The following is a 13499-nucleotide window of genomic DNA, read 5'->3' on the forward strand; positions in this document are numbered from 1 at the left end:
GCCTTCGCCCGGGTCACGCGCTCGCGGGCGTCGCCGTGCGCCGTACCGTCGTGGCGATCGTCGCCGAGCCCACCACGCGCGTGCCGTCGTAGAGCACGATCGCCTGCCCCGGGGCCACGCCCCGGACCGGCTCGTCGAAGGTGACCGTCAGCTCGCCGTCCGCGAGGGCCGCCGTGACCTGCGTCTCGCCGCCGTGGGCGCGCAGCTGGGCGGTGTAGCGGCCGGAGCCCTCGGGGGCCGTGCCGCACCAGCGGGGCTTGATCGCGGTCAGGCCGGTGACGTCGAGCGCCTCGACCGGGCCGACCGTGACCGTGTTGTTCACGGGCGAGATGTCGAGGACGTAGCGCGGCTTGCCGTCCGCCGCCGGGTGGCCGATCCGCAGGCCCTTGCGCTGGCCGATGGTGAAGCCGTACGCGCCCTCGTGGGTGCCGACCTTCTCCCCCGACTCGTCGACGATGTCGCCCTCGGCCTTGCCGAGCCGGGAGGCCAGGAAGCCCTGGGTGTCGCCGTCGGCGATGAAGCAGATGTCGTGGCTGTCGGGCTTCTTCGCGACCGCGAGCCCGCGCCGCTCCGCCTCCGCCCGGATCTCGTCCTTGGTGGTGAGGGTGTCGCCCAGCGGGAACATCGCGTGGGCGAGCTGCTTCTCGTCCAGGACACCGAGGACGTACGACTGGTCCTTGGCCATGTCGGAGGCCCGGTGCAGCTCGCGCGTGCCGTCCTCGTTGAGCAGGACCGTGGCGTAGTGGCCGGTGCAGACCGCGTCGAAGCCGAGCGCGAGCGCCTTGTCGAGCAGCGCCGCGAACTTGATCTTCTCGTTGCAGCGCAGGCAGGGGTTGGGGGTGCGGCCCGCTTCGTACTCCGCGACGAAGTCGTCCACCACGTCCTCGCGGAAGCGCTCGGCGAGGTCCCAGACGTAGAACGGGATGCCGATGACGTCGGCGGCCCGGCGGGCGTCCCGGGAGTCCTCGATGGTGCAGCAGCCGCGCGCACCGGTACGGAAGGACTGCGGGTTCGCGGAGAGCGCGAGGTGGACGCCGGTGACGTCGTGCCCGGCTTCGGCCGCCCTGGCGGCGGCGACGGCGGAGTCGACCCCGCCGGACATGGCGGCGAGGACACGGAGGCGGCGCGCGGGGGTCTCGGTCTGCTGGGAGGTCTCAGTCATAGCCCTACCAGGGTACGGGGCCCGGGAACCGCGGTCGCCTGAGTAAGCGTTGTTCCGGACATGGGGAGCGAGAACAAGAAGCGGGGGGTGGGGCGGCGGGCCGTCCTGCTCGGCGGCGGCGCGGCCGTCCTCGGCACGGCGGCGCTGGCGCGCGACGAGCTGGCGCGCCTGTGGTGGCAGCTGCCGGGCACGGAGAAGCCGCGGGTCGAGGGCGAGCTGGACCACAAGGGCGCGGACTGGACGGCGGCGTCCCGGGCGAACTGGCGGCGGGCCGACCGGCCGGCCGACTTCACGATCGACCGGGTCGTGATCCATGTCGTCCAGGGCAGTTACGCGACCGCCCTGAAGGTCTTCAAGAACCCGGGGCACGGCGCCGCCACGCACTACGTGGTCCGGAAGGACGGCCATGTGGCGCAGATGATCCGCGAGCTCGACGTGGCCTTCCACGCCGGCAGCCGGGACATGAACGAGCGGAGCGTCGGCATCGAGCACGAGGGCTTCGTCCACCGCCCGCAGGACTTCACGCCCGCGATGTACGCCTCCTCGGCGCGGCTCACCGCCGGGATCTGCGCGCGGTACGGCATACCCGTCGACCGGGAGCACATCATCGGGCACGTCGAGGTGCCCGGGACCGACCACACGGACCCCGGCCCGCACTGGGACTGGGACCGGTACATGAAGCTGGTCCGGGAGGCCTCCCGGACGGTGTCCCAGGAGGCTTCGAAGAAGCCCGCCTGACCCGGAACGGTCCGGAACCGGCCCGGAGGGTTCCGGACCAGACCCGGAACGGTCCGGACCGATCCGGACCCGATCCGGACGGACCGGACCTGACCTGACCCGGACGGTCCGGGTGGCCTCAGACCAGGCCGGCCGTGCGGGCACGTTCCACCGCGGGGCCGATGGCCTCGGCGACGGCGGCCACGTCGGCCTCGGTGGAGGTGTGGCCGAGGGTGAAGCGCAGGGTGCCGCGGGCGAGGTCCGGGTCGGTGCCGGTGGCGAGCAGGACGTGGCTGGGCTGGGCGACGCCCGCGGTGCAGGCGGAGCCGGTCGAGCACTCGATGCCCTGGGCGTCGAGGAGCAGGAGCAAGGAGTCGCCCTCGCAGCCGGGGAAGGTGAAGTGCGCGTTGGCGGGGAGCCGGTCGACCGGGTCGCCGCCGAGGATCGCGTCGGGGACGGCGGCGCGGACGGCCGCCACCAGCTTGTCGCGGAGGGCGCCGACCTCGCGCGCGTACTCCTCACGGCGCTCGGCGGCGAGCCGGCCGGCGACGGCGAACGCGGCGATGGCGGGGGCGTCCAGGGTGCCGGACCGGACGTGGCGCTCCTGGCCGCCGCCGTGCAGCACGGGCACGGGGCTGTACTCACGGCCGAGGAGCAGCGCGCCGATGCCGTAGGGGCCGCCGATCTTGTGGCCGGAGACGGTCAGGGCGGCGAGCCCCGACTCGGCGAAGTCGACCGGGACCTGGCCGAAGGCCTGGACCGCGTCGGAGTGCAGGGGGACGTCGAACTCGCGGGCGACGTCGGCGAGTTCGCGGATCGGCATGATCGTGCCGATCTCGTTGTTCGCCCACATGACGGTGGCCAGGGCGACGGTCTCCGGTGCGCGGGCGATGGCCTCGCGCAGCGCGTCGGGGTGGACGCGGCCGTACCGGTCGACCGGGAGGTACTCGACGATGGCGCCCTCGTGCGTGGCGAGCCAGTCGACGGCGTCGAGGACGGCGTGGTGCTCGACGGGGCTCGCGAGGACGCGGGTGCGGGCCGGGTCGGCGTCGCGGCGGGCCCAGTACAGGCCCTTGACGGCGAGGTTGTCGGCCTCGGTGCCGCCCGAGGTGAAGACGACCTCGCTGGGCCGCGCGCCGAGGGCGGCGGCGAGGGTCTCGCGGGCCTCCTCGACGGTCCGCCGGGCGCGCCGCCCGGCCGCGTGCAGGGAGGAGGCGTTGCCCGTGACGGCGAGCTGGGCGGTCATCGCCTCGATCGCCTCGGGGAGCATCGGCGTGGTCGCGGCGTGGTCGAGGTAAGCCATGGTTTCTCGATTCTACGAGGGCGATCGCGCGCCTCCGCCGCCCGGCCCGTCCACGCCACCGCGGCGCGGCTCCGGGATCCCCTCCGGGGTCACTTCCTGGATCGCCGTCGCCCGTGTCTGCGCGCGTGCTGCCACCTGTGGCTCCGGCCCCTCGGCCCGTCCCGCGTCCGCGTCCGTGTCCGCGTCGCGCGCCTCCGGGTAGAGGGCGACGATCTCCGCCGCCGCCCGGGCCAGGAGCGTCCGGATCTCCGGGGGGTCCAGGACCTCCAGGCTGCCGCCCATGGCCAGCAGGGGGCGGGCGTCGCCCGCCTGGTGGAAGGCGAGTTCGACCTCGGTCCACTCCTCGTCCGGGTCCGAGCGCTCGGGCGCGACGGTCAGGCGGTCGCCGTGCAGGCGGACGAAGCGGTCGAGTCGTTCGCGGTGGACCCGGGCCCGGACCAGGATCTCGTCGGGCCGGGTCTCGACGCGGCGGCGGAGCACCTCCCCGACGTCCGCCAGCTCGATCCCGCCCCTGCGGCGGACGGGGTCGTCGAGGAGTTCGGCCCGGTGGACGCGGTCGGCGCGGAAGAGCCGGGGCTCGGCGTCCCGGTCGGCGACCAGGTACCAGACGCCCGCCTTCACGACGAGTCCGTACGGGTCGACCGTGTACGTCTTCGGGGCGGGCGCCCCGCCGCTGCGGTACTGGAGCCGTACCCGCCGGTCGGCGAAGACGGCCCGGTCGAGGACGTCGAGGTCCACGGCCGGCCGGGGTGTGCGCATCCAGCGGTCGGGGTCGACGAGGATCCGTCGGCTCGTCAGTTCGGCGGCGGGTCGGTGGGGTTCGGGGAGGGCGGCCATGACCTTGCGGAGCGCGGAGCCGAGCGCCCGGTCGAGGCCGAGGGCCGCGTGCGCGCCCTGGGCGGCGAGGACGAACAGGGCGCGGGACTCGTCGGCCGTCAGACCCGTGACGTCGGTGCGGAAGCCGGGGAGCAGGGTGATGCCGCCGTGCCGGCCGCGTTCGGCGTAGACGGGCACGCCGGACGCGGAGAGCGCCTCGACGTCCCGGTAGATGGTGCGTACGGAGACTTCGAGCCTCCCCCACTGCCTTAAGGGCGTGGGAGGTGCCCCCAGGCGAGCTCGGTGGCAGGGACAAGGCCCCGGGTCTGGAGGAGCAGGAGGAGGGAGAGGAGCCGGTCGGACTTCACCGGCTCACGGTAGCCGCCTGGCGGACGCCCCCCGATGCGCCCTAGCCGCGCGGGGCGCGGGCGAGTTGACGGGACTGGGCGACCAGGCGGTCGGCGCTGTCCCAGACCTCGGCGTCCTCCTCCAGGAAACCGCCGGCGAGGTTGCGGGTGGTGATGGAGACCCGCAGCGGGCCGGGGGCGGGGCGGCTGCGGACGTGGGTGGTCAACTCGACGGTCGGGGTCCAGCCCTTGAGGCCCAGCTCGAAGGAGGTCGGCGGGAGCGCGTCGACGGTGAGGAGCAGCGAGAGGGCGTCGGGCTCGCGGCCGTCGGCGAGTGCGAACCAGGCGCGCATCTCACCCTTCCCCGACGGGGCGCCGATGGCCCAGCCGACGGTGGCGGGGTCGAGCTTGAGCGCGAGGCGGTCGGTGATGGCGCTGGAGCCGGGGATCGGCGGCCGGGGGCCGTCGCCGGTGCCGAAGCACTGCTCGATGGGGGCGAAGGCGGGCGGCGTGGCGGAGGTGCGGACCTCGTCGGTGAGCGCGTCGAGGTCGCCGTAGGAGGCGAGGACCCGGATGCGCTCGACCTCGGTGCCGTCCTCCGCGTACTGGAAGAGGGAGGCCGTGCCCGTGGAGAGGGTGCGGCCGGTCCGGACGGTCTCGGTGCGGATCACGGCGGGGCCGGGCACGGACGGCGTGAGGTAGTGCGCCGAGATCGTGAACGGGTCCGGGTGCGGGAGGTGGTCGCCGAGGGCGCGGCCGAGCAGGGCGAGGAGGTAGCCGCCGTTGACGGCGTTGATGATCGTCCAGCCGGCGGAGAGGTCGGCGTCGTAGACGCCGGGGGCGCGGAGGGTGACGGCGGTGTCGCGGTCGAACTCGCTGACCGTCGTCGTCTCCGCGATCGTCTCGGTGCTCGTGCTCATGGTTCCGACGGTACAGCAGGAGACTACTAAGCGGTAGCTTTTTCAGGCTCCTCCTCGCGGGCTGCCGACCGCCGGTTCCAGGCGCGGGGCGCGCGCCAGTGGTAGCGCATGGCGAGCAGCCGCAGCACGAAGGCCATGAGGACGGCGGCGGCGCTGGTGAACGCGTTGAGGGCGTCGAAGCGGATGCAGAGCACGACGGTCGTGGCGCCGACGATCGCGGGCACGGCGTAGAGGTCGCGGTCCCAGCGGAGCAGGGAGGGGACCTCGTTGGCGAGCACGTCGCGCAGGACACCGCCGCCGACGGCGGTGGCGAGACCGAGGGCGGCCGAGGAGGTGAGGCCGAGGCCGTACTCGTACGCCTTGATCGTGCCGGTGACGGCGAAGAGGCCGAGGCCGGCGGCGTCGAAGACGTTGACCGCGGTCTGGGTGCGTTCGACCTCGGGGTGGAGGAAGAAGACCAGGACGGTGGCGAGGAGCGGCGTGAGGAAGTAGCCGAGATCGGTGAAGGCGGCGGGGGGAACGGCACCGATGATCAGGTCGCGGAGGAGACCGCCACCGAGGGCGGTGACCTCGGCGAGGACGGCGATGCCGAAGACGTCGAAGTTCTTGCGGACGGCGAGGAGGGCGCCGGAGATCGCGAAGACGAAGATGCCGACGAGATCCAGGGCGTGCTGGACGTCGGGACTGAACAGATCGTGAACCACGGCGACCATTGTGACGGGTGAGGCGGGGGTGGGTGCCGGGCGCGGGTGGGTGACGGCATGCGCGAGGCCCGCGCCGCCCAGGGGCGGCGCGGGCCTCGTCGTGCGGCACGCCTACTTGTCGTCGCCCTCGGGGGCTTCCGACGGAAGCTCCGTCTCCGGCTCCGCAGCCGGCTCCGGCTCCGGGTCCTGGGGCTTCTTGGTGATCGTGACCTCCACCGACTCACGCGCCGACGGGACCGTGAGGCCCTCGGCGTTCTCCGGGTGGTGGCAGGCGACGCGCTGGCCCGGGCGGAGCTCCACGAGCGGGGGCTCGGCCGTCTTGCACAGGTCCGTCGCCTTCCAGCACCGGGTGTGGAAGCGGCAGCCCGGCGGCGGGGCGATCGGGGACGGGACGTCGCCGGTGAGCAGGATGCGCTCGCTCTTCGCGCCCTTGCGGCGGGGGTCCGGGATCGGGACCGCCGACATCAGGGCGCGGGTGTACGGGTGCATCGGGGACTCGTACAGCGACTTGCGGTCCGCGAGCTCCACGATCTTGCCGAGGTACATGACCGCGATCCGGTCCGAGACGTGCCGGATCACCGACAGGTCGTGGGCGATGATCACGTACGTCAGGCCCAGCTCCTCCTGGAGGTCGTCCAGGAGGTTCACCACCTGCGCCTGGATCGAGACGTCGAGCGCCGAGACCGGCTCGTCCGCCACGACCAGCTTGGGCTTGAGGGCGAGCGCCCGCGCGATGCCGATGCGCTGGCGCTGGCCGCCCGAGAACTCGTGCGGGTAGCGGTTGTAGTGCTCGGGGTTCAGGCCGACCAGGCCCAGGAGGCGCTGGACCTCCTTCTTGATCCCGCCCTCGTGCTCGACGCCCTGGAGCTTGAAGGGCGCCGAGACGATCGAGCCGACGGTGTGCCGCGGGTTCAGCGAACCGTACGGGTCCTGGAAGATCATCTGGATGTCGCGGCGCAGCGGACGCATCTTGGCCACACCGAGGTGCGAGACGTCCACGCCCTCGAACTCGACCGTGCCGCCCGTCGGTTCGAGCAGCCGGGTGATCAGCCGGCCCATCGTCGACTTGCCGCAGCCCGACTCGCCGACGACACCCAGCGTCTCACCGGGGTAGACCTCGAAGTCGATGCCGTCGACCGCCTTGACCGCCCCGACCTGGCGCTGCAGCAGCCCCTTCTTGATCGGGAAGTGCTTCACCAGGCCGTTGACCCTCAGCAGGGGTTCCGTCTTGTCGCTCACAGCTTCGGCGCAATCTCTTCGGTCCAGATCCGGGTCCGCTCCCCACGCTCCATGTGGCACGCGGAGTAGTGGCGGCTGCCCGTCTCCTTCAGCTCGGGGCGCTCGGTGCGCGTGATGCCGCCCTTGGGCACGTCCGCGTACGGGCAGCGCGGGTTGAAGGCGCAGCCGCTCGGGACGTTGATCAGGCTGGGCGGGTTGCCCTTGACCGGGATCAGGCGTTCGGTCTGCTCGCGGTCGATCCGCGGCATCGAGCCGAGCAGGCCCCAGGTGTAGGGGTGCTGCGGCTCGTAGAAGACCGCCTCGGCCGGTCCGCGCTCCACGCAGCGGCCGCCGTACATCACGAGGATGTCGTCGGCGACCTCGGCGACGACGCCGAGGTCGTGCGTGATGATGACGACCGCCGAGCCGAACTCCTTCTGCAGGTCCCGGATCAGGTCCAGGATCTGCGCCTGGACGGTGACGTCGAGCGCCGTCGTCGGCTCGTCGGCGATGAGCAGCTCGGGGTTGTTGACCAGCGCCATCGCGATCATCGCGCGCTGGCGCATACCGCCGGAGAACTCGTGCGGGTAGTTCGAGAAGCGCTTGGCCGGCTCGGGGATGCCGACCCGGTCGAGGAGTTCGACGGCCCGCTTCTTCGCGGTCTTCTTGTCGACCGGGTGGTGGACCCGGTACGCCTCCGAGATCTGCGCGCCGACCGTGTAGTACGGGTGCATCGCGGACAGCGGGTCCTGGAAGATCATCGCCATCTCGCGGCCGCGCAGCTTGCGGACCTCTTCGGGGTCGGCCGAGAGCAGCTCGCGGCCGTTCAGCCAGATCTCGCCGGAGATCCGGGCCTTCTGCCGGCCGTACTGGCCGACGGTGTGCAGGCCCATGATGCCGAGCGAGGTGACCGACTTGCCGGAGCCGGACTCGCCCACGATGCCGAGGGTCTTGCCCTTCTCCAGCTGGAAGCTGAGCCCGTCGACGGACTTGACCAGGCCGTCGTCGGTCGGGAAGTGGATCTTCAGGTCGCGGACGTCGAGGAAGACGTCGGACGGTGCGTTCGAGGCCGCGACCGGTTCGCCCAGGGCCGCGCCGGTCGTGGTCAGCTTGTCCGTCATGCGAGCCTCACTCGGGGGTCGATCACCGCGTACAGAAGGTCCACCACGAGGTTGGCGATGACGACGGCGGCCGCGGTGATGAGCGTGACCGCCATGATCAGCGGGAGGTCGCGCTCGGTGACGCCCTTGATCGCCATCTGGCCGAGGCCCTGGAGGTTGAACGCGGTCTCGGTGAGGACCGCGCCGCCGACGAGGGCTCCGAGGTCCATGCCGAAGATGGTCAGGATCGGGGTCATCGTGGAGCGCATGGCGTGCTTGCCGAGCACGACCCGCTCCGGCAGACCCTTGGCCCGCGCCGTACGGATGTAGTCCTCGCCGAGGACCTCCAGCATGGTGGCGCGGGTGAGCCGCGCGTACATCGCCGCGTACAGGAACGCGAGGGTGATCCACGGCAGCAGCAGGCCGCCGAACCAGCCGCCGAAGGACTCGCCGATCGGCGTGTACGAGGCGTTCACCCAGCCCAGCTGGGTGCGGAAGACCAGCATCGCCAGCATGGCGGTGAAGAAGATGGGGAGCGAGACACCGGCGAGTGCGGTGACCATCGCGGCGCGGTCGACGAGGGTGCCCCGCTTGAGCGCGGAGACCACACCGGTCGTGACGCCCATGAGCAGCCACAGCACGGCGGCGCCGAGCACCATGGAGAGCGTCACGGGGAACGCGTCGACCAGCATCGTCGAGACGTCCTGCTCGGTACGGAACGAGTATCCGAAGCAGGGTGCCTCGCAGTGGATGGTGCTGCCGCCGCCGGTGTAGTCGCGGCCGACGAAGATTCCGGAGACGAAGTGCCAGAACTGCACCAGGATCGGCTCGTCCAGGCCCAGCTTCTGCCGGACACCTTCGATGGCAGCCGGATCCGCCTGCTTGCCGACGAACATCACGGCAGGGTCGCTGCCGGTCATCTTGGGGATGAGGAAGAAGATGCTGAGCGTCGTCAGGGTGACGACCATCAGCATCATGACGACGGCGAACAGCCGTCGGACGAGATATGCAAGCATGCGGTCGGCCGACCGGCGGCCGGGGATCCCGATCAGGTTCCCCGGCCGCCGGGAGCGGCCATCACCTGCCCTTCGGACCTAGCGGCGGGTGGTGCGCCGTTGGAGCGGGTGGATGGGACTCTCGGTTACTTCATGACGCCGAGCGACGCGTAGTCGTAGCGGCCGTTGTAGGCGTCGGCCGTGTAGACGTTGGTCAGTCGCGAGGAGCGCCAGATGATGTTCTTCTCGTGCGTGAAGGGCAGGTACACCGCGGCGTCGGAGACCTTGGTGTTGATCTGCTTGTAGAGCTCGCCGGCCTTGACCGGGTCGGTCTCCTTCAGCGCCTGGTCGAACAGGCCGTTGACGGCCGGGTCGTTCAGCTCGGAGAAGTTGTTGTTACCGCTCTGGAGGATGAAGCGGCCGTCGACCAGCGGCTGCAGGAAGCCCTGGCCGGACGGGAAGTCGGCGCCCCAGCCCATGATGATGATGCCGTAGCCCTTGTCCTTGACCACCTTCGGCGAACCGATGATGCCGGAGGTCTGGGCGCCGTCGAACTGGTCGATCTGGGCGTCGATGCCGACGGCCTTCAGCGACTGCTGGAGGGACTCGGCGGTCGCGATCTCGATCTTCTTGTTGTTGCGGACCGCGATCGTGGTCTTGAAGCCGTTCGGCTTGCCGCACTTGGCCAGGGCCTCCTTGGCCTTGGCGACGTCGGCCTTGCCGGCCAGCTTGCCGTAGGGGTCGGCCTTGGGGTCGGCACCCTTGATCGCCGGCGGCAGCATGTTGGTGGCGATGTCGCCACCGGCCTGCGGGCCACCACGGGCGGTCTGCAGCGACTTGGAGTCGGCCGCGTAGATGATCGCCTTGCGGCACTCGACGTTGTCGATGACCGTCTGCGGGAAGACCGCGTAGCGGATGAAGCCGGTCTGCGGGTTGTCCGCGTTCTCCTTGTGCTGCTGGAGCACCTTGGCGCGGGCAGCGGCGCCGACACCGGTGGCGTTGAGGTCGAGGTCGTACTCGCCCTCGATCAGCCGGTTGTCCATGTCGTCGGCGTTGGTGGTGAACTTGACGCTGATCTTGTCCGGCAGGGCCTTGCGGACGGTGTCCGTCTTGGCGTCCCACTTGTCGTTGCGGACGAGCAGCATCGACTTGTTCGGGGTGTACGACTGCCACTTGTACGGGCCGGAGGAGAAGGGCTTCAGGCCGTACTGGGCCTTGGTGTCCTTGTCCTGGCGGACCGGGGAGGCGGCGGGCATGGCCAGCATCTGCAGGAAGTCACCGTTGGCGACCGGCAGCTTGAAGATGATGGTCTTGTCGTCCGGGGTCTCGATCGCCTTCAGGCCGAGCTTGTCCGGGGTGGTGTCCTTGTAGGGACCCTTGTACTCGCCCTTGGGGTCGAGGACCTGCTGCAGGTAGATCGGGCCGCCGGAGATGACGTCCTGCGCCCAGATGCGCTCGATGCCGTACTTGATGTCCTTGGAGGTGATCGGCTTGCCGTCCTCCCAGGCGACCCCGTCCTTCAGCGTGAAGGTGTAGGTCAGACCGTCTTCCGAGACCTTGCCGGCGTCGGTGGCGAGGTCGGGGACCAGCTCGGTGGAGGCGGCGCCCGGCTCGGCCTTGAAGGTGACCAGCTGACGCGTGTAGTAGCGGGCGAAGTCCCACACGAAGCCGTAGTAGCCGCGCTGCGGGTCCCACGAGTCGGCCTCCTGCGAGCCGATGAACTTCAGCTCGCCGCCCTTCTTGTCGGAGGCGTTGGCGACCTTGTTCACCGCGGCGTTGAAGCCGGGGGCGCCGGTCTTGCCCTTGCCGTTGTCGCCGGTGCTGCCGCCACACGCCGTGGTGACGACCATCGTGGCGGCGGCGAGCAGCGCGCCGGCGGCGATTCTGCGCCGCGAAGAGCTGTTCAGAGTCATGGTCACGCAACCTCCGGAATAGTGGCGGCCGCTACGGCGGTCCGCCGGGTGGTGATTGCCTCCTGTCAACAGCGGCAGGGGCGGGTCTGTACGGGCGTGCGGGCGGTTCGGCGGGCGGTCAGCGCGCTGCCTTCGGGTCGAGCGCGTCCCGCACGCCGTCGCCGAAGAGGTTGAACGCCAGAACGGTGATGAAGATCGCGAGGCCGGGGATCACCATGAACAGGGGGTCCGATTCATAGGTGGAGATGGCCGTCGAGAGCATCTGGCCCCAGGAGGCGGTGGGCGGCTTGACGCCGGCGCCGAGGAAGCTGAGGGCCGCTTCGGTGAGGATGTTCGTGGGGATCATGAGGGTCGCGTAGACCATGATCGGGGCGATCAGGTTGGGCAGCAGCTCGCGGCGGAGGATGTAGAGCCGGCCGGCGCCCAGCGAGCGGGCGGCCTCCACGTACTCGCGGTTGCGCAGCGAGAGGGTCTGGCCGCGGACGATCCGGCCGACGTACGGCCAGCCGAAGAAGCCGATCACGACCACCAGCGCGCCGATGCGCACCCCCGAACCGGAGAAGCCGAGCAGCTCGTTGGGGAGCACGGAGACCAGGGCGATGGTGAAGAGCAGCTGCGGGAAGGCCAGCATGACGTCCATGACCCGGCTGAGGGCCGCGTCGACCCAGCCGCCGAAGTAGCCGGCGACGACGCCGAGGACGGTGCCGAGGACGACCGCGAACATCGCCGCGAGGAAGGCGACGAGCAGCGAGATCCGGGCCCCGTAGACGATCCGGCTGAAGACGTCACGGCCGTTGACCGGCTCGACACCGAGCAGGAAGTCGGCGCTGATGCCGCCGTAGGGGCCGATCGGGGTGCCGAAGAGCGGGTCGATCTGGTCCTCGTGGAACTCGTCCGGCGGGTGGCCGAGCAGCCCCACGATGAGGGGCGCGAAGATCGCGACGAAGACCAGGAAGATCACGATCGCGCCGCCGGCCAGCGCGAGCTTGTCGCGCTTGAGCCTGGTCCAGGCGATCTGCCAGGGGGAACGACCCTCGATCGCCTTGCCCGCAGGCGCGGGGGGCACGGCATCGACGGCGGCGGTCGACTCGGCCGCACTCGTCTCGTGCAGTGGTGCCGTCATCGTGGTGAGGACCCCTCTCGGCCGCCGGTAGCCGGCCCTTGCCCGCCGCGGGTAGCGGCTTGGTGGAACAACTGCGGGGCACCGGCCAGGAGGCCGAACGCCCGGTGTTCCGGGGAGTCTTCAATGTGGTCGCGATCACCCGCCAGACCTCACGGTGAATGTTTGCTCAACCGTGATGCGGTTCGTTGCCTTCCGTTATCCGGACTCTGTGATCGCGTCAGCGGACCATCTCGGCCACTATTCGGCCCAAACGGACATCCACCCCAACACCCCTGTGACGGGTGTCAATTGGGGTGACGAAGGGGGCGGCGAATCGGGTGAATCACCACGCGCGGGGCACGGCTCAGGAGATACGGGGCAGGGCTCAGTAGGTGCGGGGCACGGCCGGGGGGTAGCCGTAGCCGGAGGCGGGCGGCGCGGGCGCCGCGTGCGCGTCGCGGTCGTAGAACGGCCGGGCGTTGGCACGCAGCCACATCGCGACGGGGTCGTACGAGTCCGACATCGCGACCGTCGAGACGGGCAGGCCGTCGGGCACGGCGGAGACCGACTGCCGCATCATGGCGCGCACCGACTCCACGGCGGCGGCGGAGGTGTCGTACAGGTCGAGACCGATGGCGAGGTACGGGGAGCCGAGCGCGGGCTGCACCCAGGCCCTGCGCAGCGACCGTACGGACGGGGTGCGATGGGCGTTCTGCGTCAATTGGGCGTAGAACTGCGGAATCTCAAGGGCGGGTTCGGAGAGCCTGAGCGGTCCGGCCGGCATCCGGTCGAGACCGGTGGCGATCCGGCGCAGATCCGCCCAGGGGATGCCGACGCCGCCGTTCGGGTCGTGCGGGTTGAGCCAGATGCCCACCCGGTCCGGGTAGAGCGCGCCGGCGATCTCGCGTCCCGTGACCACCTCGTGCGCGCGGTTCCAGCCGGAGGCGGCCAGCTCCTGGGCGGAGGTGACGCACGGGGCGTACCCGAAGCCTTCGACCTCCATGTGTCCGTACTGGGCGTCGGGCGAGCCGGGGGTGCCCTGCCAGAGCAGCATCCAGACGCCGCCGTCGGCGAGGGCGCGCAGCAGGTCCTCGTACGCCTCGTAGCGTCCGGGTGCCACCTGGCGCAGCCTGTGCTCGACCATTCCGGTCGCAGCGGTGCCTGACGCGCTCACGCTGTTCTCCGCCCCTCTTCCGTCCACC

General features: G+C 71.0%; 11 protein-coding genes and 1 pseudogene. 1 reads left to right on the forward strand and 11 read right to left on the reverse strand.

All coding sequences use genetic code 11. The annotated features are described in order from the left end of the window. Window positions 1-13: 13 nt before the first annotated feature. Window positions 14-1162: a tRNA 2-thiouridine(34) synthase MnmA gene (gene mnmA, locus ACF09C_RS16885; protein WP_392092205.1), complete on the reverse strand. Its 1149-nt coding sequence runs from the start codon at window positions 1160-1162 to the stop codon at window positions 14-16. 60 nt (window positions 1163-1222) lie between these two features. Here mnmA and ACF09C_RS16890 point away from each other — a divergent pair, with 60 nt between their 5' ends. Beyond that, complete coding sequence (locus ACF09C_RS16890; RefSeq protein WP_392092206.1) at window positions 1223-1900, forward strand: N-acetylmuramoyl-L-alanine amidase; 678 nt, start codon at window positions 1223-1225, stop codon at window positions 1898-1900. A gap of 118 nt (window positions 1901-2018) precedes the next feature. On the opposite strand, the gene ACF09C_RS16895 is transcribed toward ACF09C_RS16890, so the two are convergent. From ACF09C_RS16895 to ACF09C_RS16940, 10 genes and pseudogenes are all read right to left on the reverse strand, one after another. Next, the gene (locus ACF09C_RS16895) at window positions 2019-3182 is read right to left on the reverse strand and encodes a cysteine desulfurase family protein (protein ID WP_392092207.1); all 1164 of its coding nucleotides are present in this window, start codon (window positions 3180-3182) and stop codon (window positions 2019-2021) included. A 12-nt stretch (window positions 3183-3194) separates the two neighbouring features. Beyond that, window positions 3195-4366, reverse strand: a pseudogene (locus tag ACF09C_RS16900) (helix-turn-helix transcriptional regulator). A 41-nt stretch (window positions 4367-4407) separates the two neighbouring features. Continuing rightward, on the reverse strand, window positions 4408-5265 hold the full coding sequence (locus tag ACF09C_RS16905) for a thioesterase family protein (RefSeq protein ID WP_392092208.1): 858 nt from the start codon (window positions 5263-5265) through the stop codon (window positions 4408-4410). Between the two features lie 26 nt (window positions 5266-5291). Next, window positions 5292-5978 (reverse strand): trimeric intracellular cation channel family protein, encoded by a 687-nt coding sequence (locus ACF09C_RS16910; RefSeq protein WP_392092209.1) that lies wholly within the window; start codon window positions 5976-5978, stop codon window positions 5292-5294. A gap of 102 nt (window positions 5979-6080) precedes the next feature. Continuing rightward, window positions 6081-7208 carry an ABC transporter ATP-binding protein gene (locus tag ACF09C_RS16915; RefSeq protein ID WP_392092210.1) on the reverse strand — a complete coding sequence of 376 codons (1128 nt, stop codon included), beginning with the start codon at window positions 7206-7208 and terminating at the stop codon, window positions 6081-6083. Continuing rightward, on the reverse strand, window positions 7205-8308 hold the full coding sequence (locus tag ACF09C_RS16920; protein ID WP_392092211.1) for an ABC transporter ATP-binding protein: 1104 nt from the start codon (window positions 8306-8308) through the stop codon (window positions 7205-7207). The genes ACF09C_RS16915 and ACF09C_RS16920 overlap by 4 nt, the downstream gene beginning before the upstream one ends. Next, on the reverse strand, window positions 8305-9303 hold the full coding sequence (locus ACF09C_RS16925; RefSeq protein WP_392092212.1) for an ABC transporter permease: 999 nt from the start codon (window positions 9301-9303) through the stop codon (window positions 8305-8307). Before ACF09C_RS16925 ends, ACF09C_RS16920 begins: the two co-directional genes overlap by 4 nt. 125 nt (window positions 9304-9428) lie before the next feature. Continuing rightward, the gene (locus tag ACF09C_RS16930; protein WP_392092405.1) at window positions 9429-11195 is read right to left on the reverse strand and encodes an ABC transporter substrate-binding protein; all 1767 of its coding nucleotides are present in this window, start codon (window positions 11193-11195) and stop codon (window positions 9429-9431) included. A 118-nt stretch (window positions 11196-11313) separates the two neighbouring features. Continuing rightward, the gene (locus ACF09C_RS16935) at window positions 11314-12318 is read right to left on the reverse strand and encodes an ABC transporter permease (protein WP_392092213.1); all 1005 of its coding nucleotides are present in this window, start codon (window positions 12316-12318) and stop codon (window positions 11314-11316) included. Window positions 12319-12682: 364 nt separating this feature from the next. Further along, entirely contained in the window at window positions 12683-13471 is a 789-nt protein-coding gene (locus ACF09C_RS16940) for an enhanced serine sensitivity protein SseB C-terminal domain-containing protein (protein ID WP_392092214.1), read from the reverse strand. Window positions 13472-13499 lie beyond the last annotated feature (28 nt).

This window comes from Streptomyces sp. NPDC014870, from assembly GCF_043081505.1.
Taxonomy (GTDB): Bacteria; Actinomycetota; Actinomycetes; order Streptomycetales; family Streptomycetaceae; genus Streptomyces.

What these genes read in the sequence shown, in the direction of transcription:
- mnmA (WP_392092205.1), bottom strand. Translation starts at nt 1,162, where the DNA reads ATGACTGAGACCTCCCAGCAGACCGAGACCCCCGCGCGCCGCCTCCGT.
- ACF09C_RS16890 (WP_392092206.1), top strand. Translation starts at nt 1,223, where the DNA reads ATGGGGAGCGAGAACAAGAAGCGGGGGGTGGGGCGGCGGGCCGTCCTG.
- ACF09C_RS16895 (WP_392092207.1), bottom strand. Translation starts at nt 3,182, where the DNA reads ATGGCTTACCTCGACCACGCCGCGACCACGCCGATGCTCCCCGAGGCG.
- ACF09C_RS16905 (WP_392092208.1), bottom strand. Translation starts at nt 5,265, where the DNA reads ATGAGCACGAGCACCGAGACGATCGCGGAGACGACGACGGTCAGCGAG.
- ACF09C_RS16910 (WP_392092209.1), bottom strand. Translation starts at nt 5,978, where the DNA reads ATGGTCGCCGTGGTTCACGATCTGTTCAGTCCCGACGTCCAGCACGCC.
- ACF09C_RS16920 (WP_392092211.1), bottom strand. Translation starts at nt 8,308, where the DNA reads ATGACGGACAAGCTGACCACGACCGGCGCGGCCCTGGGCGAACCGGTC.
- ACF09C_RS16925 (WP_392092212.1), bottom strand. Translation starts at nt 9,303, where the DNA reads ATGCTTGCATATCTCGTCCGACGGCTGTTCGCCGTCGTCATGATGCTG.
- ACF09C_RS16930 (WP_392092405.1), bottom strand. Translation starts at nt 11,195, where the DNA reads ATGACTCTGAACAGCTCTTCGCGGCGCAGAATCGCCGCCGGCGCGCTG.
- ACF09C_RS16935 (WP_392092213.1), bottom strand. Translation starts at nt 12,318, where the DNA reads ATGACGGCACCACTGCACGAGACGAGTGCGGCCGAGTCGACCGCCGCC.